This is a genomic window from Dactylosporangium sp. CA-092794 (genome assembly GCF_050948465.1).
In the GTDB taxonomy this organism is placed as follows: Bacteria; Actinomycetota; Actinomycetes; order Mycobacteriales; family Micromonosporaceae; genus Dactylosporangium.
Genome location: NZ_CP192044.1, coordinates 6,549,576 through 6,567,885, shown reverse-complemented (window position 1 = coordinate 6,567,885; position 18,310 = coordinate 6,549,576). Strand labels below are relative to the sequence as shown.

The 18,310-nt window shown below is 74.8% G+C and carries 13 protein-coding genes and 1 pseudogene; 6 read left to right on the top strand and 8 right to left on the bottom strand.

Annotation, left to right across the window (positions count from 1 at the left end; genetic code table 11):
• Window positions 1-12 precede the first annotated feature (12 nt).
• Entirely contained in the window at window positions 13-1,644 is a 1,632-nt protein-coding gene (gene pgm, locus ACQPXD_RS27805; protein WP_432824252.1) for a phosphoglucomutase (alpha-D-glucose-1,6-bisphosphate-dependent), read from the bottom strand.
• 68 nt (window positions 1,645-1,712) lie between these two features.
• Here pgm and ACQPXD_RS27800 point away from each other — a divergent pair, with 68 nt between their 5' ends.
• On the top strand, window positions 1,713-2,228 hold the full coding sequence (locus ACQPXD_RS27800) for a DinB family protein (protein ID WP_432824251.1): 516 nt from the start codon (window positions 1,713-1,715) through the stop codon (window positions 2,226-2,228).
• Between the two features lie 27 nt (window positions 2,229-2,255).
• Here ACQPXD_RS27800 and ACQPXD_RS27795 read toward each other — a convergent pair whose 3' ends face one another.
• Window positions 2,256-2,903 (bottom strand): SPW repeat protein, encoded by a 648-nt coding sequence (locus ACQPXD_RS27795; protein ID WP_432824250.1) that lies wholly within the window; start codon window positions 2,901-2,903, stop codon window positions 2,256-2,258.
• A 351-nt stretch (window positions 2,904-3,254) separates the two neighbouring features.
• Here ACQPXD_RS27795 and ACQPXD_RS27790 point away from each other — a divergent pair, with 351 nt between their 5' ends.
• From ACQPXD_RS27790 to ACQPXD_RS27775, 4 genes are all read left to right on the top strand, one after another.
• Complete coding sequence (locus tag ACQPXD_RS27790; protein WP_432824249.1) at window positions 3,255-6,191, top strand: glycoside hydrolase family 48 protein; 2,937 nt, start codon at window positions 3,255-3,257, stop codon at window positions 6,189-6,191.
• A gap of 79 nt (window positions 6,192-6,270) precedes the next feature.
• The gene (locus tag ACQPXD_RS27785) at window positions 6,271-6,612 is read left to right on the top strand and encodes an MmcQ/YjbR family DNA-binding protein (protein ID WP_432824248.1); all 342 of its coding nucleotides are present in this window, start codon (window positions 6,271-6,273) and stop codon (window positions 6,610-6,612) included.
• A gap of 35 nt (window positions 6,613-6,647) precedes the next feature.
• Window positions 6,648-8,507 carry an ATP-binding protein gene (locus ACQPXD_RS27780; RefSeq protein WP_432824247.1) on the top strand — a complete coding sequence of 620 codons (1,860 nt, stop codon included), beginning with the start codon at window positions 6,648-6,650 and terminating at the stop codon, window positions 8,505-8,507.
• The gene (locus ACQPXD_RS27775; protein ID WP_432824246.1) at window positions 8,504-9,385 is read left to right on the top strand and encodes a serine/threonine-protein kinase; all 882 of its coding nucleotides are present in this window, start codon (window positions 8,504-8,506) and stop codon (window positions 9,383-9,385) included. The genes ACQPXD_RS27780 and ACQPXD_RS27775 overlap by 4 nt, the downstream gene beginning before the upstream one ends.
• Here ACQPXD_RS27775 and ACQPXD_RS27770 read toward each other — a convergent pair.
• From ACQPXD_RS27770 to ACQPXD_RS27760, 3 genes and pseudogenes are all read right to left on the bottom strand, one after another.
• Window positions 9,369-9,491, bottom strand: a pseudogene (locus ACQPXD_RS27770) (SRPBCC domain-containing protein); the annotation flags it as partial. The gene ACQPXD_RS27775 and the pseudogene ACQPXD_RS27770 sit on opposite strands and share 17 nt — an antisense overlap.
• A 2-nt stretch (window positions 9,492-9,493) precedes the next feature.
• Window positions 9,494-9,781, bottom strand: a complete 288-nt coding sequence (locus ACQPXD_RS27765; protein WP_432843976.1) for an ArsR/SmtB family transcription factor — start codon at window positions 9,779-9,781, stop codon at window positions 9,494-9,496.
• A gap of 68 nt (window positions 9,782-9,849) precedes the next feature.
• On the bottom strand, window positions 9,850-10,311 hold the full coding sequence (locus tag ACQPXD_RS27760; protein ID WP_432824245.1) for an SRPBCC family protein: 462 nt from the start codon (window positions 10,309-10,311) through the stop codon (window positions 9,850-9,852).
• Window positions 10,312-10,407: 96 nt separating this feature from the next.
• Between ACQPXD_RS27760 and ACQPXD_RS27755 the strand changes: the two genes are divergently transcribed.
• The gene (locus ACQPXD_RS27755; RefSeq protein WP_432824244.1) at window positions 10,408-13,437 is read left to right on the top strand and encodes an AAA family ATPase; all 3,030 of its coding nucleotides are present in this window, start codon (window positions 10,408-10,410) and stop codon (window positions 13,435-13,437) included.
• Between the two features lie 8 nt (window positions 13,438-13,445).
• On the opposite strand, the gene ACQPXD_RS27750 is transcribed toward ACQPXD_RS27755, so the two are convergent.
• From ACQPXD_RS27750 to ACQPXD_RS27740, 3 genes are all read right to left on the bottom strand, one after another.
• Window positions 13,446-14,756: a hypothetical protein gene (locus ACQPXD_RS27750; protein ID WP_432824243.1), complete on the bottom strand. Its 1,311-nt coding sequence runs from the start codon at window positions 14,754-14,756 to the stop codon at window positions 13,446-13,448.
• A 144-nt stretch (window positions 14,757-14,900) separates the two neighbouring features.
• Window positions 14,901-16,859 (bottom strand): family 43 glycosylhydrolase, encoded by a 1,959-nt coding sequence (locus ACQPXD_RS27745; protein WP_432824242.1) that lies wholly within the window; start codon window positions 16,857-16,859, stop codon window positions 14,901-14,903.
• A gap of 124 nt (window positions 16,860-16,983) precedes the next feature.
• Complete coding sequence (locus tag ACQPXD_RS27740; protein WP_432824241.1) at window positions 16,984-18,300, bottom strand: PQQ-binding-like beta-propeller repeat protein; 1,317 nt, start codon at window positions 18,298-18,300, stop codon at window positions 16,984-16,986.
• Window positions 18,301-18,310: the final 10 nt, after the last annotated feature.

Here is an 18,310-nt window from a genome sequence, read left to right as displayed (position 1 = left end):
GCACCGTCGCGCTCAGCCCCCCAGGGCCTCGGACACCACCGCCTGCGCCTCCTGCTGGATGCGGGCGAGGTGTTCGGGGCCCTGGAACGACTCCGCGTAGACCTTGTAGACGTCCTCGGTGCCCGAGGGCCGGGCGGCGAACCAGCCCGACGCGGTGACGACCTTGAGCCCGCCGATCGCGGCCCCGTTGCCCGGGGCCGCGGTCAGCTTCGCGGTGATCGGCTCCCCGGCCAGCTCGGTCGCGCTCACCTGCTCCGGTGCGAGCTTGCCCAGCACCGCCTTCTGCTCGCGGGTGGCGGCGACGTCGAGGCGGGCGTAGGCGGGCTCGCCGTGCCGGGCGACCAGGTCGCGGTAGTGCTCGCTCGGCGTCCGCCCGGTCCGGGCGATGATCTCGGAGGCGAGCAGGCACAGCAGGATGCCGTCCTTGTCGGTGGTCCACACCGAGCCGTCGCGGCGCAGGAACGACGCGCCGGCGCTCTCCTCGCCGCCGAAGGCGACCGACCCGTCGAGCAGGCCGGGGACGAACCATTTGAACCCGACCGGCACCTCGACCAGGGTGCGGCCCAGGTCCGCGGCGACCCGGTCGATCATCGACGAGGAGACCAGGGTCTTGCCGATCGCGGCGGCGGCCGGCCAGCCGTCGCGGTTGCGGTAGAGGTAGTCGATGGCCACGGCGAGGAAGTGGTTGGGGTTGAGCAGCCCGGCGTCGGGGGTGACGATCCCGTGCCGGTCGGAGTCCGCGTCGTTGCCGGTGGCGACCGTGTAGTCGGCGCGGCGGCCGATGAGCGAGGCCATCGCGTTCGGCGACGAGCAGTCCATGCGGATCTTGCCGTCCCAGTCCAGGGTCATGAACCCGAAGGCGGGGTCGACGACCGGGTTGACCACCGTCAGGTCCAGCCCGTAGCGCTCGGCGACGTACGCCCAGTAGGCCACGCTCGCCCCGCCCAGCGGGTCGGCGCCGATGCGCACCCCGGCGGCGGCGATCGCCGGGAGGTCGATGGCGGAGCCGAGGTCGTCGGCGTAGCCGGCGAGGAAGTCGTACCGCTGGGTGCCGGGCGCGGCCAGGGCGCGCGCGTAGGGCACCCGGCGCACCTCCTTCAGCCCGGAGCGCAGCAACTCGTTCGCCCGGTCCTGGATCCACTTCGTCACGTCGGTGTCGGCCGGGCCGCCGTTGGGCGGGTTGTACTTGAACCCGCCGTCCTCGGGCGGGTTGTGCGAGGGGGTGACGACGACCCCGTCGGCGCCGCGGTGGCGGTTGGTGAGGATCGCGTGCGACAGGGCCGGGGTGGGGGTGTAGCCGTCCCGGCTGTCGACGAGCACGGTGACGTCGTTGGCGGCGAACACCTCCAGCGCGCTGACCGTGGCCGGCTCCGACAGGGCGTGGGTGTCCCGGCCGAGGAAGAGCGGGCCGGTGTACCCCTGCGCCGCCCGGTAGTCGGCGATGGCCTGGCTGGTGGCGACGATGTGGTCCTCGTTGAACGAGCCGCGCAGGCTCGAGCCGCGGTGACCGGACGTGCCGAAGGCGACCTGCTGGGCCGGGTCGGCCGGGTCGGGGTGCACGGCGTAGTAGCTGGTGATCAGGTGCGGCACGTCGACGAGATCGGAGCGCTGCGCCGGCTGCCCTGCGCGGGGATGGTTCGCCATGGCGCATACGTTGCCACGTCCGGGCCGCCGTCGCGCAGCGGACCGGCGAGCGTGGAAAGATCGCCCGCATGACCTGGATCGCTCCCCCGCCGCCGCCGTTCGGCGGCTCGCTCGTCGCCGGCGAGCGGACGCTGCTGGCCGGGTTCCTGGACTGGCAGCGCGCCGTGCTGGTGGGCAAGTGCACCGGGCTGACCGGCGCGGAGCTGGCCGAGGCGGCGGTGCCGCCCTCGACGCTGTCGCTGCTGGGGCTGGTGCGGCACCTCACCGACGTGGAGCTGGAGTGGTTCCACGCCCGCTTCCACGGCCGCGAGGTCCAGTACTACTACCGCCGCCCGGACGCGAAGGACGCGGCGTTCGACGAGGTGGACCCGGGCCAGGCGGAGCGGGACTACGAGCGGCTGCTGGCGCAGTGGCGCTCCTCCCGCGAGGCGGTCGCGGAGGTCGCGCTGGACGACGCGTTCGACGACGTCCTGCGCGGGCCGATGTCGCTGCGCGCGGTGTACCTGCACCTCATCCAGGAGTACGCCCGGCACAACGGCCACGCCGACCTGCTGCGCCAGCGCATCGACGGCGAGACCGGCTGAGCCCGGGAGGGCCCAGCCGGTCTGCGCTCACCGGGGCCCGGTGGTCGACTCGCCGATCCCGCCGCCTCGCTCGCCGTAGCCGCGGTCCCGGTCACGGTCGCCGAACCCCCGCTCGCGGTCGCCGAAGCCGCGTTCACGGTCGCGGTCGCCCAGACCACGCTCGCGGTCGCGGTCACGGTCACGGTCGCCGAGACCACGCTCGCGGTCGCCGCCGCCGGTGTACTGGCCGGTGGTCCTCCTCGCGTTCTTCTTGCCGGCCAGCATGCCGGGCCGCATCGCGGCCAGCGCCAGCACCAGGATGATCGCGCCGATCACGACGTTGCTGGCGATCGCGCCGCCGGTGGCGTACCCGCGCTGGATGACCCATGGCGCGACGATCGTCCACACGCCGATGACCGCGGGCACCCAGGCCAGGCCGTGGGTACGGCCGTAGGCGACGGCGAACCCGGCGGCCAGCAGCGCCACGGCGACGCCGCAGATGAAGTTGTTCGCGGACAGGTTGGCCTCGAAGGGTGGGAAGCTCACCACCCACGGGGAGATTGCCAGGTAGATCCCGGCGAGCACGAGGGCCCCGTCGGTGATGCGCGCTACCGGCGTCTCGGACACCTGGTCGTAGCGCTGGCGCAACTCGACGATGTCCGGATGCCCTTCCAGGTCTGTGATGGGTCGGACCATGACGACCCCCTTCCGGTCGGATGAGGCTGAACTAACCCGAAACCGGCGGAACTAACCCGTCACCGGGTGGTATCGGATCGGGGCCGGGCGCGGCCGGCGGCGCTGCAGCCGCACGCCCGCCGCGCCCGGCTTCGCGTGGGAGCCGCGAATCGGGGTGGTTCGGCATCACCTCCGGGGGATCGATGGGTGTCGTGACCGTAGCGCCCTTGTCGCGGGAGCGCTCCCATGCCAGAATCGTCGCCACCTCGCGTCTGGGAGCCGCTGGGGGCACTGCCAGCAATGGCCTGACGGAACACCGCCATTGCGCTGTCCGATGCCCGCCCACCGGTACGAAACTTTCAAAGGAGCGTCATGTCCAATCCCAGACGCGGGCCGGGTCGCCGGCTCCGCGCGTTGGCCGTCGGCGTGCTCGTCGCCGGCGGCCTGGCCGCCCTGCCGGCCGGCACCGCCCACGCCGCCGCCGGCTGCCAGGTGACCTACACCGTGCGCAGCCAGTGGCCGACCGGCTTCACCGGCGACCTGGTCGTCAAGAACCTCGGCGACGCGCTGAGCACCTGGAACGTCACCTGGCACTTCGCCGGGAACCAGCAGCTGCAGCAGAGCTGGAACGGCGACTACACCCAGACCGGCAACGCGGTGACGATCCGCAACGCCCCGTGGAACGGCAGCCTGCCGGCGAACGGGACCGTGAACCCGGGCTTCAACGCGGCGTACAGCGGTACCAACGCCGACCCGACGGACTTCGCCCTCAACGGCGTCGCCTGCACCGGGCCGAACCAGTCACCCGCCGTGACGCTGACCGCCCCGGCGGCGAACACGCGCTACACCGCCCCGGCCACGATCTCCATGGCGGCGAGCGCGACCGACCCCGACACCGGCGACACCATCGCCAAGGTCGAGTTCTACCACGACGGGCTGCTGCTCGGCACGGACACCACCGCGCCGTTCACCTACGACTGGGCCGGCGTGCCGGCCCAGACCGCGGCCTACAGCCTGCAGGCCAAGGCCTACGACAGCCGGGGCGCGGTGGGCACCTCCACCGCCGTGCCGGTCTTCGTCGACCCGGTCACCGGGCCGCAGATCGTGGCCACCCCGAGCGTGCTGACCGTGCCCGAGGGCGGCTCCACGCCGCTGTCGGTCAAGCTCAACCAGGCGCCCACGGGCAACGTGACCGTGGCCGTCGCGCGGACCGGCGACACCGACATCACCGCCACCCCGGCGGCGCTGACGTTCACCACCGCCAACTGGAACACCGCCCAGACGGTCACCGTCGCCGCCGCCCAGGACGCGGACAGCACCAACGGCACCGCGACGATCGGCCTGACCGCCACCGGCTGGGCGTCGGCGTCCGTCACCGCCAACGAGAGCGACGACGACGTGGCCGGCGGCGTCTACGTGCAGCGGTTCCTGGAGCAGTACAACAAGATCCACAGCAGCGGGTACTTCTCCGGCGAGGGCGTGCCCTACCACGCCATCGAGACCCTCGTCGTCGAGGCGCCCGACTGGGGCCACGAGACGACGTCGGAGGCGTTCAGCTTCTGGCTCTGGCTGGAGGCGCAGTACGGCCGGGTCAAGCAGGACTGGGCCCCGTTCAACAAGGCGTGGGACACGATGGAGAAGTACATCATCCCCATCCACGCCAACCAGACCACCAACAACTACAACGCGTCCGACCCGGCCGACTACGCGCCCGAGGCGGCCGAGCCGAGCCTGTACCCGCAGCAGGGCGGGCACCTGGACTCCTCGGTGAAGGTGGGCGCCGACCCGATCTACAGCGAGCTGGTCTCCACCTACGGCAACACCGACGTCTACGGCATGCACTGGCTGGAGGACGTGGACAACGTCTACGGCTACAGCTCCTGCACCCCGCAGCCCGGCTCCAAGGTGAGCTACATCAACACCTACCAGCGCGGCCCGCAGGAGTCGGTGTGGGAGACCGTCGCCCACCCGTCCTGCGAGACGTTCGCCTACGGCGCCAAGGCCAACGGGGGCTACCTGCCGTTGTTCATCGACGGCACCCCGGCCAAGCAGTGGCGCTACACCGACGCCCCCGACGCCGACGCCCGCGCGGTCGAGGCGGCCTACTGGGCGCTGCAGTGGGCGACCGCGCAGAACAAGCAGGCGGACGTGGCGGCGACCGTCGCCAAGGCCGCGAAGATGGGTGACTACCTGCGCTACGCGATGTACGACAAGTACTTCAAGAAGCCCGGCTGCACCTCCACCGCCTGCCCGGCCGGCACCGGCAAGGACTCCTCGGCCTACCTGCTGTCGTGGTACTACGCCTGGGGCGGCGACCTGGGCGGGCAGTGGTCCTGGCGGATCGGCTCCAGCCACAACCACCAGGGCTACCAGAACCCCCTGGCCGCCTACGCGCTGTCGAACGTGGCGGCGCTGACCCCGAGGTCGCCGACCGCCAAGGCCGACTGGCAGACCAGCCTCGGCCGGCAGCTGGAGTTCTACCAGTGGCTGCAGTCGTCCGAGGGCGCCTTCGCCGGCGGCGCGACGAACAGCTGGGGCGGCAACTACTCCGCTCCCCCGGCCGGCACGCCGACGTTCTACGGCATGTTCTACGACGTGCAGCCGGTGTACCACGACCCGCCGTCCAACCAGTGGTTCGGCTTCCAGGCCTGGTCCGTGGAGCGGGTCGCGGAGTACTACTACGCGACCGGCGACGTCAAGGCCAAGGCGCTGCTGGACAAGTGGGTGAGCTGGGCGATCGCGAACACGTCGTTCACCTCGACCGGCGACTTCAAGATCCCCGACACGCTGTCCTGGACCGGCGCCCCGGCCACCTGGAACCCTGCCAGCCCGGCCGCCAACACCAACCTGCACGTCTCGGTGGTCAGCACCGGCACCGACGTGGGTGTCGCCGCCGCCTACGCGCGGCTGCTCACCTACTACGGCGCCAAGGCGAACAACGCGCCGGCCAAGACCACGGCCAAGAAGCTGCTCGACGGCATCTGGCTGCACGCCGACGCGCAGGGCGTGGGCATCCCGGAGACCCGCACCGACTACAACCGGTTCGACGACGTGTGGTCGTCGAGCAACCAGCAGGGCCTCTACATCCCGTCCGGCTACAGCGGCGTCATGCCCAACGGCGACGTGATCGCCCCCGGCAAGTCGTTCCTGGACATCCGGTCCTTCTACAAGAGCGACCCGAGCTGGCCGGCCGTGCAGGCGTACCTCAACGGCACCGGCCCGGCCCCGACCTTCACGTTCCACCGGTTCTGGGCGCAGTCCGACATCGCCATGGCGATGGCCGACTACGGCCTGCTGATCGGCTCCTGACGGCACCACCCGGGCACCCCCCGCGCGGGGGTGCCCGGCCCCGCCCGGCGCCGGCCCGGCTGCGGTAGCGTCGGCGGTCATGACCAGGGATGAGCTGCTCACGCACTGTCTGGCCAAGCCCGGCGCCTGGCGGGACGAGCCGTGGGAGGGCGACGTCGTGGCGAAGGTCGGGCCGAAGATCTTCGCGTTCGTCGGGGCGGACGCGGTCGGGCTCAAGTGCGCGCCGACCCGGGAGGCGGCCGACGAGTGGCTGCACCGCTACCCCGGCGAGGCGACCGCGATGGCCTACATCGGCCGCAGCGGGTGGAACACCCTGCGGCTGGGCGGGGCCATCCCCGACGAGGAGATCCTCGAGGCGCTGGACGAGTCGTACCGCTGGGTCGTCTCGAAACTCCCCAAAAAGGATCGCCCTGCGCAGTGATCGAGTTACGGTAAGTGTCGCCCGGGGGGTGATGCGTGCCGAAGCCAATCGCGGTGACCCTGCGCCGGCAGTTCGCCTGGCTGGTCGTGGTGCTGCTGTCGCTCGGCGTCGCCCGCCTGCTCGCCGGCCGGTTCCTGCTGGACGGGCTCGACCGGGCACTGGCCGGCAACGCCGCCGCGGCCGCCGCCAACCACCGGATCCTGGCCGACCTCACCGACGCCGACACCGGCGTGCGCGACTACCGCGGCACGGGCGACCCGGCCCGGCTGGAGCCCTACCGGCGCGGCGCCGGCGACTACCCGCTCGCCCTGCGCGACGCCCGCCGCTACGACGACCCGGCCGTGCGGGCCGCCCTGCAGCGCCAGGACGAGGCCGCCCAGCGCTGGCTCGTCCGCTTCGCGATCCCGGCCGCGTCCGTCCCGCCCGGCGCCCCCGGTGCCGGCGACGACGCCGGCCGGGACCTGTTCGACCGGTTCCGGGCGGCCAACCGGGCCGTCGACGCCGCCGTCGAGGCCCGCCGCCGGGCCGACGCCGGCCGGTTCCGCGCCGCCGGGCTCGCCCTGGAGGCCGCCCTCGCGCTCATCGCGCTCGCCTCGGCCGGGATCGCGCTGCGGCTGGGCCGCAACGCCCGCCGGCACCTCGTCGACCCGCTGCGCAACCTGCAGAGCGTCTTCGAGCGGCTCGGCCGCGGCGACGACACGGCCCGGGCGGCGGTGACCGGGCCGCCGGAGGTCCGCGCGCTCGCCGCCGCGATCAACGCCCGGCTCGAGGCGGCCGGGCAGGCCCGGCTGCGGCTGCGGGCGCAGAGCGAGTACCTCGCCCAGGTCCTCGACGCCGTCGACGTCGCGGTGCTCACCTGCGACGCCCGCGGCGACATCGTGCACCTCAACCGGCCCGCCCGGGGCCGGCGGCCGGGCGGCGGCGACCCGCGCACCATCGCGGAGCTCGACGCGGTCCGCGACGCCGCCGACGGGCCGCACCCGCTCGCCCGGGCGCTGCGCGGCGAGACCGTCGACAAGCACGAGATGCTGCTGCGCACGCCCGGCGGCGCCGACCGGCACCTGCTGGTCGACGCGCGGCCTCTGCGCGGCGCCGACGGTGCGATCGCCGGCGCGGTCGCCACCGGCTACGACGTGACCGCGCTGCGCGAGCGGGAGGCGGAGCTGGCCGCGTTCGCCGGCATCGCCGCGCACGACCTCAAGGCGCCGCTGGCCACCATCGCCGGCTACGCCGAGCTGCTCGCCGACACCTGGGACGCGGCCGTCGCGCCCGAGCCGGCCCGGCTCGTCGCGCGGGTGCGCGGCGGCGTCGAGCGGATGCGGCGGCTCATCGATGACCTGCTCGCCTACGCCACCGCCCGGGACGCGCCGCTGCACCTGGCCCCGGTCGACCTGGACCGGCTGGTCGAGGATGTGGCCGCGGAGCGCGGCGAGGCCGCCGCCGCCGCGATCGAGCGGGGGCCGCTGCCGGTGGTGCGGGCCGACCCGGGGATGTTCCGGCAGCTGTTCGACAACCTCATCGGCAACGCGCTGAAGTACACCGCCCCCGAACACACCGCCGAGGTGCGCATCGGCGCCGAGGCCCGGGCCGGCGGGGTCCGCATCGTGGTCGCCGACCGCGGCATCGGCATCCCGGCCGACCAGCGCTCCCGCGTGTTCACCTCGTTCCACCGGGCGCACGCCGACCGCGGCTACGCCGGCACCGGGCTGGGCCTGGCGATCTGCCAGCGGGTGGTGGCCCGCCACGGCGGCACGATCGTGGCGGCCGGCAACCCGGGCGGCGGCACGCTGATCGCCGTCGACCTGCCCCCGGCCGCCGTGGTTTCCCTGGCTTCGGTACCGCCGGACGCCGCCGGGCAATCCGCCCGGGGCGCCGGCCACGAAGCCTTCACATGAAGCGGTACCACCTGGAGAAGATCATCGGCACCGGCGGCATGAGCCGGGTGTGGCTCGCCCACGACGACCTCCTCGATCGCCGGGTGGCGGTCAAGGAGATCCTGCCCGTGCCCGGCATCACCGCGGCGCTGTGGACGCGTAGCGTGCAGGAGGCCCGGGCGGCGGCCCGGCTGGCCCACCCGAACGTGGTGCGCGTCTACGACGTGCTGCTCGGCGAGGGCCGGGCCTGGATCGTCATGGAGTACGTCGCCTGCCGCGACCTGGAGACGGTGGTCCGCGAGGACGGGCCCCTCGCCCCGGCCGAGGCGGCCCGGGTGGGCCAGGCGGTGCTGGCCGGGCTGAGCGCGGCCCACGCCGCGGGCGTGCTGCACCGCGACGTGAAGCCGCACAACGTGCTGGTCGCCGGCGACGGGCGGATCCTGCTCGGCGACTTCGGGGTGGCCCTGCTCGACGCCGCGCCGGAGGCCGGCCCGCTGGTGGCGTCGCCGGCCTATGTGGCGCCCGAGCGGCTGCGCGACGGCGAGTCGAGCGCGCCGGGCGACCTGTGGTCGTTCGGCGCGACGCTGTACTTCAGCGTGGAGGGCCGCCCGCCGTTCTTCCGCCCCACCGCCGCCGAGCAGCTCGCCGCCGTGCGGTCGGACCCGCCCGACCCGCCGGTGCTGGCCGGCCCGCTCACCCCGCTGCTGCTGGCGCTGCTGCAGACCGACCCGGCCCGGCGCCCGGCCGCCGCCGAGGCCGCCGAGGCCCTGCGCCGGGCCGGCGCCGCCGGCCCGGCGCCCGTGCCGCGCTGGCACCACCCGGCGCTGTTCGTCGCCTGGGTCGTCGCCTTCGCCATGGTCGGCGGCGTCGTCGCGGCCCTGCTCAGTGCCGGTCGCTGAGCTGCACGTCACGCGGGGACGGGGCGCCCGCGCCGGTCTCGACCAGGGACTTGAGGCTCATGAGGTAGGAGGCCCACTTGGTGCTGCAGTGGTACATGAACTCCACCGTCATCCTCCTGATGGTTCGGTACTGCGCTGCATCGCCTCCGCGATCCGCTTGATCCGCCGCAGCCGGGCGTCCCAGGCCGCGCCGACCGCGGACAGCTGGGCCACCGCCCTGGCGAGCTGGGCGTCGTCCACCCGGTAGCGCCGCTCGCGCCCGGCCGGCACCGACCGGACCAGCCCGGCCCGGTCGAGCACGGCGAGGTGCTTGGCGACCGCCTGCCGGGTGACCGGCACCTGCCGGCTCAGCGTGGTCGCCGTGCCGCCGCCGTCGGCGAGCAGCAGGTCGAGCATCCGCCGCCGGGTCGGGTCGCCGATCGCGGACCACAGCTCGTCGTCGACCGGCTCGGCCACCGCGGCGCTCACGGCCGCGCCCCCAGCCGCACCACGTAGGGCGCGATCCGCGGCAGGTAGAAGTCCCAGCCGGTGACGTGGTCGCGGTACTGCTGCTCCAGGAGCGCGACCTCCCAGCCCATCTCGCGGAAGCCGGTCTCGGTCATTTTCAGCAGCGTGCCGCCCCGCGACGGGGCCAGGTCGAACGTGACCAGCAGCGAGTTGCCCTCGGCCGCGGGCTCGCCGGCCGGGTGCGTCCACCGGAACGCGAACATCGTCGGCGGGCGCGCGTCGACGACGGTGAACGACACCACCGCCCCGCCGGCGTCGCGGTCGCCGAACACGATCTCCCCTGGCGCACCGGGCGTCATGTCGTAGTGCGCGTCGTCCGGCCACCACTGCTTGAGGTGCTCTGGGCTGCTCACCACCTCGAAGACGACCTCGGGCGACGCCTCGATGAAGACCTCGCGCTCAATGGTCCCGAACTCCATGACCCCTCCTGCAACCTTCGGTTGCACCAAACCCTACGCCGGCCCGGTGCGTTGCGCAACCGGAAGTTGCTAGACAGGGGTCTTAGGCTGACAGCGATGAGCACGAATGCCGCACCGGACCGCCCGCTGCTGGAGCGGCACGACCAGCTGGAGGCCCTCGCCGCGGCGGCGACGGCGGCCGGCGCCGGGTCCGGCCGGTTCGTGCTGGTGGCCGGGGCGGCGGGGCTGGGCAAGACGCGGCTGCTGGCCGAGGCGCGGCGGGTCGCCGCCCGGGCCGGCTTCGCGGTGCTGTCCGCGCGCGGCGCGGAGCTGGAGCGGGAGTTCGGCTTCGGCGTCGTGCGGCAGCTCGCCGAGCCGGCGCTGTCCGCCCTGGATCCGCGCCGGCGGGCGGCGCTGTTCGCCGGGGCGGCGGCGCCGGCCGCGGCGGTGCTGGACACGGTCGGCGGCGCGCCGGCGGCCGGGGACTTCGCCAGCCTGCACAGCCTCTACTGGCTGGTCGCCAACGCGTGCAAGGGCCGGCCGCTGGCGCTGTTCTGCGACGACCTGCACTGGGCCGACGAGGCGTCGCTGCGGTTCCTGGCGTACCTGCTGCCGCGCCTGGACGGCCTGCGGCTGCTCGTGGCCGGGTCGGCCCGCCCGGGCGAGCCGGACGCCCCGCGCAAGCTGCTCGACCTCATCAGCGCCGACGACGCGTGCCGGGTGCTGCCGCTCACGCCGCTGAGCCCGCCGGCCGGGGCCGAGGTGCTGCAGGCGCTGCTGCCGGGCACCGCCCACCCGGCCTTCCTCGCCGCCTGCCACGCCGCGGCCGGCGGCAACCCGCTGCTGCTGCGGGAGCTCGCCGAGACCGTGCAGCTGCGGGGCATCGCCGCCACCGCCGGCAACGCGGAACGGATCGCCGGCCTGCGCACCGACGCGGTCGGCCGCCGGGTGCGGCTGTGGCTCGACGGGCTGCCCGACGCCGGCGTGCGGGTCGCCCGGGCGGTGGCGACGCTGGGCGGCGAGGCGACCCTCGCGACCGCCGCCGAGCTGGCCGGCGTGGGGCTGCCGGCCGCCCTGGCCGCCGTCGCCGACCTGGAACGCGCCGACATCCTGCGCCCGCTGCCCGCCGACGGCACCCCCGCCCGCTTCGGGGACGTCACCGACCTGGAACGGGCCGACATCCCGCGGCCGCTGCCCGCGGACGGCGCCTCCGCCCGCGGCGGGGCCGGCGCCGGCCCCGAACAGGGCGGCGCCCTGCCGCCGCTGCCCGGCGGCGGCGCGTCCGGGCGCTACGAGTTCGTCCACCCGCTCGTGCGCACGGCCGTGTACGAGGGCATGGGCCTCGCCGGCAAGGCCGACTGGCACCGGCGGGCGGCCCGGCTGCTCGCCGCCGGCGGCGCCCCCGCCGAGCGGGGCGCCGCGCACCTGCTGCGCATCCCGGCCGACGGCGACCCGGAGTCGGCCCGGACCCTGCGCCGGGCGGCGGACGGGGCGCTCGGCCGGGGCGCGCCCGACGCGGCCGTCGCCTACCTCGAGCGCTGCCTCGCCGAGCCGGCCGGCCGGGAGGCGCGGCTGGAGCTGCTCACCCGGGCCGGCACCGCGTCCACCCTCGTCGACGTCGGCGCCGGCGTCGCCTACCTGCGCGAGGCCCTCGACCTCACCGCCGAGCCGCGGCCGCGGGCCGTCATCGCCTACACCCTCGGCCGCGCCCTGTCGTACACCGGCCGCAACGACGAGGCCCTCGCCCTGCTGGCCCGGGCCGAGGGCTGGGTGCCCGCGCACGACGAGGAGCTGCGCCGCCGGCTGATCGCGACCCGGGTCAACATGGCGATGTACTTCACCCGCCACGGCGCACCGGCCCGCGCCGCAGAGCTGGCCGCCCTGCGCGACCTGCCCCCGCACGAGTCCGCCGGCGGGCGGATGCTCGACTGCGTGCTCGCCATGCACGACGGCATGGCCGGCGACCCGGGCGGCGTGCCCCGGGCCGAGCGGGGCATCGGCGACGGCCTGCTGGTCCGCGAGGCCCTCGGCGACGCGGCCCTGCACGGCGGCTGGGCGACACTCCTGGCCGCCGACCGGCCCGGCGCGATGGGCCTGCTCGACGCCGCCGTCGCCGCCGCGCACCGCACCGGCTCGCAGTTCGCGCTCACCGGCGTGCTCACCTTCCGCGGCATGGGCTGGTACTGGCGGGGCCAGCTGGCCGAGGCCGAGGCCGACCTGCGCGGCGCCATCCGGGCGGCGGAGGTCGCCGGGATCGGCGCCGGGCGGCCGTTCGCCGGGCCGTACCTCATGCTGACGCTGATCGAGCAGGGCCGCCTCGACGAGGCCGCGGCGACGATGCGCTGGATCGGCGTGCCCGACCCGGCGCCGCCGATCGGGCCCTGGTACCTCTACCTCGACGCGCGGGCGGCGCTGCACCACGCGCGGGAGCGCCACGCCGACGCCGCCGCGTCGGCGCTGGCCGCCGGGGAGTCCTTCGCCCGGCACGGGTTCGACAACCCGGCGTTCGTGCCGTGGCGCACCCGGGCGGCCCTCGCGCTGCACCTGCTCGACCGCTCCGCCGAGGCCCGCGAGCTGGCCGCGGAGAGCCTGCGCCGGGCCCGCCGCTGGGGCGCGCCCCGCGCCACCGGGCACGCGCTGCGGGTGCTCGGCCTGCTCACCGGCGGGCCGGAGGGCCTGGACCGGCTGGCCGAGGCGGCCGCGATCCTGGCGCCGTCGCCGGCCCGGCTGGAGCACGCGACCGCGCTGCGCGACCTCGGCTCGGCGCTGCGCCGCGCGGGCCGGCGGGCCGACGCCCGCACCCACCTGGCCGAGGCGCTCGAGCTGGCGCAGGTGTGCGGCGCCACGGTGCTGGCCCGCTCGGCCCGCGCCGAGCTGCGCGCGGCCGGGGCGCGGGCGGCCGGGCGGGACCGGTCCGGGCCGCGGGTGCTCACCCCGAGCGAGTACAAGGTCGCCGGCCTGGCCGCGCTAGGCCACTCCAACCGGGCCATCGCGCAGCGGCTGTTCGTCACGCCCAAGACCGTCGAGGTGCACCTCAGCAGCGTGTACCGCAAGCTGCGGGTCACCGACCGGCGCGCGATGGCGGAGATCGTCAACGGATGGCCGGAGGGCGGGGAGCCGGTGCCGGCTCCCCGCCCGATCGGTTGACCACCGGCTCACCCGGTGATGATCGACGCCCCGAGCGCCGCCAGCGACCCGTTGATCGGCGCGTAGTCGATCGACCACGAGCACGAGCGGCCGGAGCCGGCCGGCACACCCGGGCACGGCACGTCGAAGGCCGGGCCCGTGCGGGTGGCGCTGAACGTGCCCATCGCGAGCACGTTGAACGCGCCCGTCGTGACCACGTAGACCGGTGCCCCGCTGTCACCGTTGCCGCCGACGGCGCTGTGGCTCTGCGACTCCGCCCGCACCATGTGCTCGAACCTCTGGCCGGTGGTGGTGGTGAACGACTCGTCCACGAGGGTGACCTTCACGTCCGGGCACTGCGCGCCCGACAGCGCGCCGCTGACGCACACGAAGTTGCCCTTGAAGCTCTCCTGGGTGCCGACCACGTGCGCGAAGAAGCTCGTGTTCGCCGTGTTCGGCCCGGTGTAGATCTTCCCGTCCGAGTTGGCCTGGAAGGTCGCGACGTCGCGGAGGGCGTCCTTGCTCTGCACGAAGCCGATGTTCTGCCGCGGCTCGCCGAAGGTGAACTGCGTCGAGCCGGTGGCGATCAGGTCCTGGCCGTCCACGCAGTGACCGGCGGTGAGCAGCCGCTTCTGGCCGCCGACGGAGACGGCGAACCCGCTGGTGCACGTGCCGATGTTGCTCTCGATCATCGAGCCGCCCCAGAACGGCGCGGTGTCGTGCCACCGGTCCGCGGCGAGCGCCGTGCGGGCCTCGTACTCCCACTGCACCGGCACCCGGACGGCGGCAGCGGCCGTGGCCTGGGCCGCCACGGTGGCCGTCCGCTCGACGCCGATGTGCAGGCCGCTCGCGTCGGCCAGCGGCGCGACCGAGCTGATCCGCAGCGGCTGCGCGGCCGGGTCGGCCAGCAGCCGGTCCATCTCGCCGCGCAGCTCGGCGGCGCTGTAGCGGGCCGGCCGCACCTCGACCGGCACGTCCGCCCGCAGCTGCCCGAACAGGTGCTCGACGGGCGCCGGCACGGTGCCCTTCCAGTACACCTGCAGCTTGCGCTGCTCCGGGTCGGCGACGATCGCGCCGAAGCCCTCGCCGCCCTCGCCGTGCGCGGCGGCCAGCACCCGCTCGCCCGCGCGGTTGAGCCGGTCCTGCAGGGCCATGACCTCCGTCCACGAGGCGAAGCCCGCGGGCACCTTGCCGGTCGGCCCCGCCGCGGCGGGCGTCCCGCGCGGCCCCTCCTTGCCCGCGGTCGCCGACATGACGCCTACGGCGACGACCGCGGCCGCGCCCAGGACCGCCACGCCGGCCCGCAGCGCCCAGCGTGACCAGTTCCGTTGCGATGACATCTCGCTACTCCTCACCAGCCGATCCCGGCCGCGGGGTGCGGCCGGGCGATGACATCAGTCAATCGGCCGGCGGGGTGCGCGACATTGGGGGCGATCCCCGACACCGGCCCCAAGGGTTGGCCGCCGGTGTCGGGGACCCGACCGTCACGGCGCGCTGTAGCAGGCCTTCACGACCAGGTGGAAGGCGTCGCCGAAAACGGCGTTGGAGCAGGGCGTCGACCCGGTCACGGAGCGGTAGGCGTAGGCGCCGTTGGCCCCGTAGGCCACGGTGCGGGTGCCGCTGATCGGACACGTCTCGTTCTCGCCCGCGCAGCGGGTGTAGCCGGGCGGGCCGCCCGCCGCGGCCACGTAGCACGACTTCACCGTCCCGAAGGCCGGGTCGGTGCCGAAGGCGGCGGTGGTGCAGGGCACGGTCCCGGCGGGGACGGTCTGGTAGACGAGCGTGCCCGCCCCGTAGGCCACGACCGAGGGCACGGGCACGGTGCAGACGCCGAACTCGCCGGCGCAGCGGGTGAACCCGGCCGGGACCTGGCCGGCGGGCAGGGCGGCCCGGCCGCTGACGGTGGTGGTGAACTTCGCCGACCGGCCGGACTCGGCGCGGAACGTCGCGCCGGTGTCGCTGCTGTAGGCCTCGCCGCCGCCCGGGTACGGCGAGGCGTCGCTGTAGAGCAGGCCGTAGCAGCCGGCGGTGTTGGCCGACTTCACCACGATGCCGTAGCGCGCGCCCGCGGTGACCGGGATGTTCGGGTAGACGGTGGCGTCCCGCGGCGCCCAGCCGATCGAGTAGGTGGGCAGCACCGTGTCGAACAGGGCGGCGCCGGTGGGCTGGAACGCGGCGTTGGTCTGGTAGACGGCCACCTCGAGGCCGGCGTCCGGGTTGCCGCTCTGGTAGGTGGCGTAGGACGCGGAGGTGAGGGTGCCGGACCGGGCCGGGACGAAGGTCTGCACGCGGGCGATGGTCCGGCCGATGTCGCACCACGACTGGAAGCCGGCGGCGCCGTCGGCCTGGTCGGTGTCGGGCGAGGGCTGCTGGCCGCCGGCACCGCCGCTGCTGAGGTCGAGCGAGAACGTGGCCGAGCAGGTGATCGAGCCGATGGCGCCGCCCGTGCCGAAGCTCAGCGGGGCCCAGAAATAGTTGGCCAGGGCCTCGTTGGGGTTGGCGTTGTTCCACAGGTCGCTGGCGTAGAGGTACGTCGTGCCGGAGGTGGTCGGGATCGCCGACACGAACGCGGGCTGCCCGCCGCACGAGTTCGTGGTGATCTTCGTGGCCGCCGACCAGGTGCCCAGCGGGCTGGTCGCGGTCCGGTACGAGGTGCCGGTGCCGCCGCAGTAGCCGCAGTTCGGGTCGGAGTAGGTGATGTAGTACGTCCCGTTGCGCTTGAACAGCGCCGGCGCCTCGGTGGCGGACTGGTGCAGCCGGGTATAGCTGCCGGTGCCGGACAGGTAGGTGCCGTTGAGCCGCTCGACGACGATGTCGCCGGAGCTGCGCCAGTCGGTGTAGGCGAGGTAGGCCGTGCCGTCGTCGTCGACGAGGACCGAGTGGTCGCCGTTGTTGACCCCGCCCACCGGCGCGGTGTTGTTGACGGCCAGGGTCGGCACCGGCGCCTCGGTGAACGGGCCGGTCGGCGAGCTCGCGGTGAAGACGCGGTAGCCGACGCTGTTGTCGTACACGTTGATCCACAGCACGTACTGCCCGGTCGAGGCGTTGCGCACGACGTGCGGGCGGAAGCAGCCGTAGGTGTTGCCGTTGCAGCGGGACTGCCACGTGCCCGTGGTCGCGTCGAACAGGTAGCCGCGGTCGATCCAGTGCACCAGGTCGCTGGAGGTATACACCTTGAAGCCGCAGAACGGCGTGCCCGCCTGCTGCCAGCGGTAGCCGCAGTCGTAGGCGGTGCCGTAGAGGTAGTGGACGCCGTCGAAGACGGCGATGTGCCCGTCGTGGGCGTCCACGGCGTTGCCGCGGGTGTCGAGCCGGACGACCTGGTGGCCGGCGGCGTCGAAGTTCGTGACGGTGGTCTGGTAGGCGGCGTGCGCCGGGCCCGGCGCGGCCAGCGCGACGGCGGCGGCGGCGAGCAGGACGAGGGCGGTCAGGAGTCGGTGCATGAACCCTCCAGAGTGGGGTCGAGCTCCAGGCCGCCACCTGGATTGAAACGTTCCATCGACCCGCCGATCGAAAGTTGTCGATCAGGGGTGGTACGGCACACCATAGAGAACCGGCGCGCCGGATTCAATGGGGCAGCGCCCAGACCCGGACGTCCCCGGAGCGGCAGGCGACGAAGACCTGCCCGGCGACGCACAGCGGCGGCGTCGACCAGTGCTCCGCCGCCCGGCCGATCACCCGCACGGCACCGGTGGCGCCGTCGAGCCACCCGATCAGCGAGGGTCCCGCCGGGGCGCGGCCGGCCACCAGCACACCGCGCGCGGGGTCCACGTCCAGCACGTCCCACCCGTCGAACCGGCGGACCGTCCGGCCCGTCGCGGCGTCGACGACCATCGTGCTCAGCCACGGGTCCTTGACGTCCGCGTACCGCCGCGTGGCCAGCATGTGCCGGTCGTCGAGCCGGCTCAGGCCGGTCCAGCCGTCGAGGCGCCACAGCTCGCGGCCGGTGTCCGGGTCCAGCGCGGCGATCTCCAGCCCGGTGCCGGTGCACAGCAGCCCGCCGCAGAACCACAGGGCGATGCCGTCCGGCTCGTCGGTGCGCTGCCACAGCCGCCGCCCGGTGGCCAGGTCGAACACGGCGCTGGCCAGGAAGCTGCCCAGCCCCGAGCGGTAGGCGAGGAGCCGGTCGCCGAAGATGAAGAAGCCGCCGACCCGGTCGGGGAGGTCCAGCCGGACCGTCCGCACCACCTCGGCCGACTCGGCGCCGCGAATCCGCAGGGTGCCGCCGGGGTCGAGCTCGGCGATCCCGAAGCGGCCGGCCGATGTGAACACGAGGTCCCGCATGGTGTCCGCCGGGGTGTCCAGCGACCACCGCAGCTCCCCGGTGCGGATGTCGACGCCGGCCATCCGGGAGGCGGGCCGCCGCAGCTGCTCCCGGGGGTCGCCGCCGGGCGGGTAGACGTCGGTGACCAGCACGCCGGAGGCGCCCGCCGTGCCGTAGGCCGACGGCTCGTGCCCGGTCCGCCGCCACACCTGCGCCCCGGTGCCGGCGTCGCGACCGACCAGCGCCGACGCCCAGGGGCGCCCCGGCTCGGACACGGCCAGCACCACCCGGTCGCCCTCGACGGCCGCGATGTGCGCGGCGACCGGGACCGGCAGGACCCATCGCGGTGTCCCGCCCGGCATCCGGTACGCCTCCACGAACGCCCGGTCCACATCGGGCCGGCGCACCAGGTAGACGGCACGGCCGTCGACCCGGATGTCGCCGACCCCGATGCCGGACAGCCGCACCACCGGGTCCGGCGCCGGCATCCGCTGCGCGCCGGCGGCGAGCACCAGCACGCCCGCGAGGAGCAGCCCGGCGGCCGGCCGCCGGCCGCCCCGCCGCCGCGGAGGTGACGCGGGGACGGGGCGGTCGAGGTCGATCACGGCGGGCGGCTGCACACCGTTCAGA

Bases quoted from the DNA above. Each gene is read 5' to 3' on its own strand.
- pgm (WP_432824252.1), bottom strand. From the start codon at position 1,644: ATGGCGAACCATCCCCGCGCAGGGCAGCCGGCGCAGCGCTCCGATCTC.
- ACQPXD_RS27800 (WP_432824251.1), top strand. From the start codon at position 1,713: ATGACCTGGATCGCTCCCCCGCCGCCGCCGTTCGGCGGCTCGCTCGTC.
- ACQPXD_RS27795 (WP_432824250.1), bottom strand. From the start codon at position 2,903: ATGGTCCGACCCATCACAGACCTGGAAGGGCATCCGGACATCGTCGAG.
- ACQPXD_RS27790 (WP_432824249.1), top strand. From the start codon at position 3,255: ATGTCCAATCCCAGACGCGGGCCGGGTCGCCGGCTCCGCGCGTTGGCC.
- ACQPXD_RS27785 (WP_432824248.1), top strand. From the start codon at position 6,271: ATGACCAGGGATGAGCTGCTCACGCACTGTCTGGCCAAGCCCGGCGCC.
- ACQPXD_RS27775 (WP_432824246.1), top strand. From the start codon at position 8,504: ATGAAGCGGTACCACCTGGAGAAGATCATCGGCACCGGCGGCATGAGC.
- ACQPXD_RS27765 (WP_432843976.1), bottom strand. From the start codon at position 9,781: ATGCTCGACCTGCTGCTCGCCGACGGCGGCGGCACGGCGACCACGCTG.
- ACQPXD_RS27760 (WP_432824245.1), bottom strand. From the start codon at position 10,311: ATGGAGTTCGGGACCATTGAGCGCGAGGTCTTCATCGAGGCGTCGCCC.
- ACQPXD_RS27755 (WP_432824244.1), top strand. From the start codon at position 10,408: ATGAGCACGAATGCCGCACCGGACCGCCCGCTGCTGGAGCGGCACGAC.
- ACQPXD_RS27750 (WP_432824243.1), bottom strand. From the start codon at position 14,756: ATGTCATCGCAACGGAACTGGTCACGCTGGGCGCTGCGGGCCGGCGTG.
- ACQPXD_RS27745 (WP_432824242.1), bottom strand. From the start codon at position 16,859: ATGCACCGACTCCTGACCGCCCTCGTCCTGCTCGCCGCCGCCGCCGTC.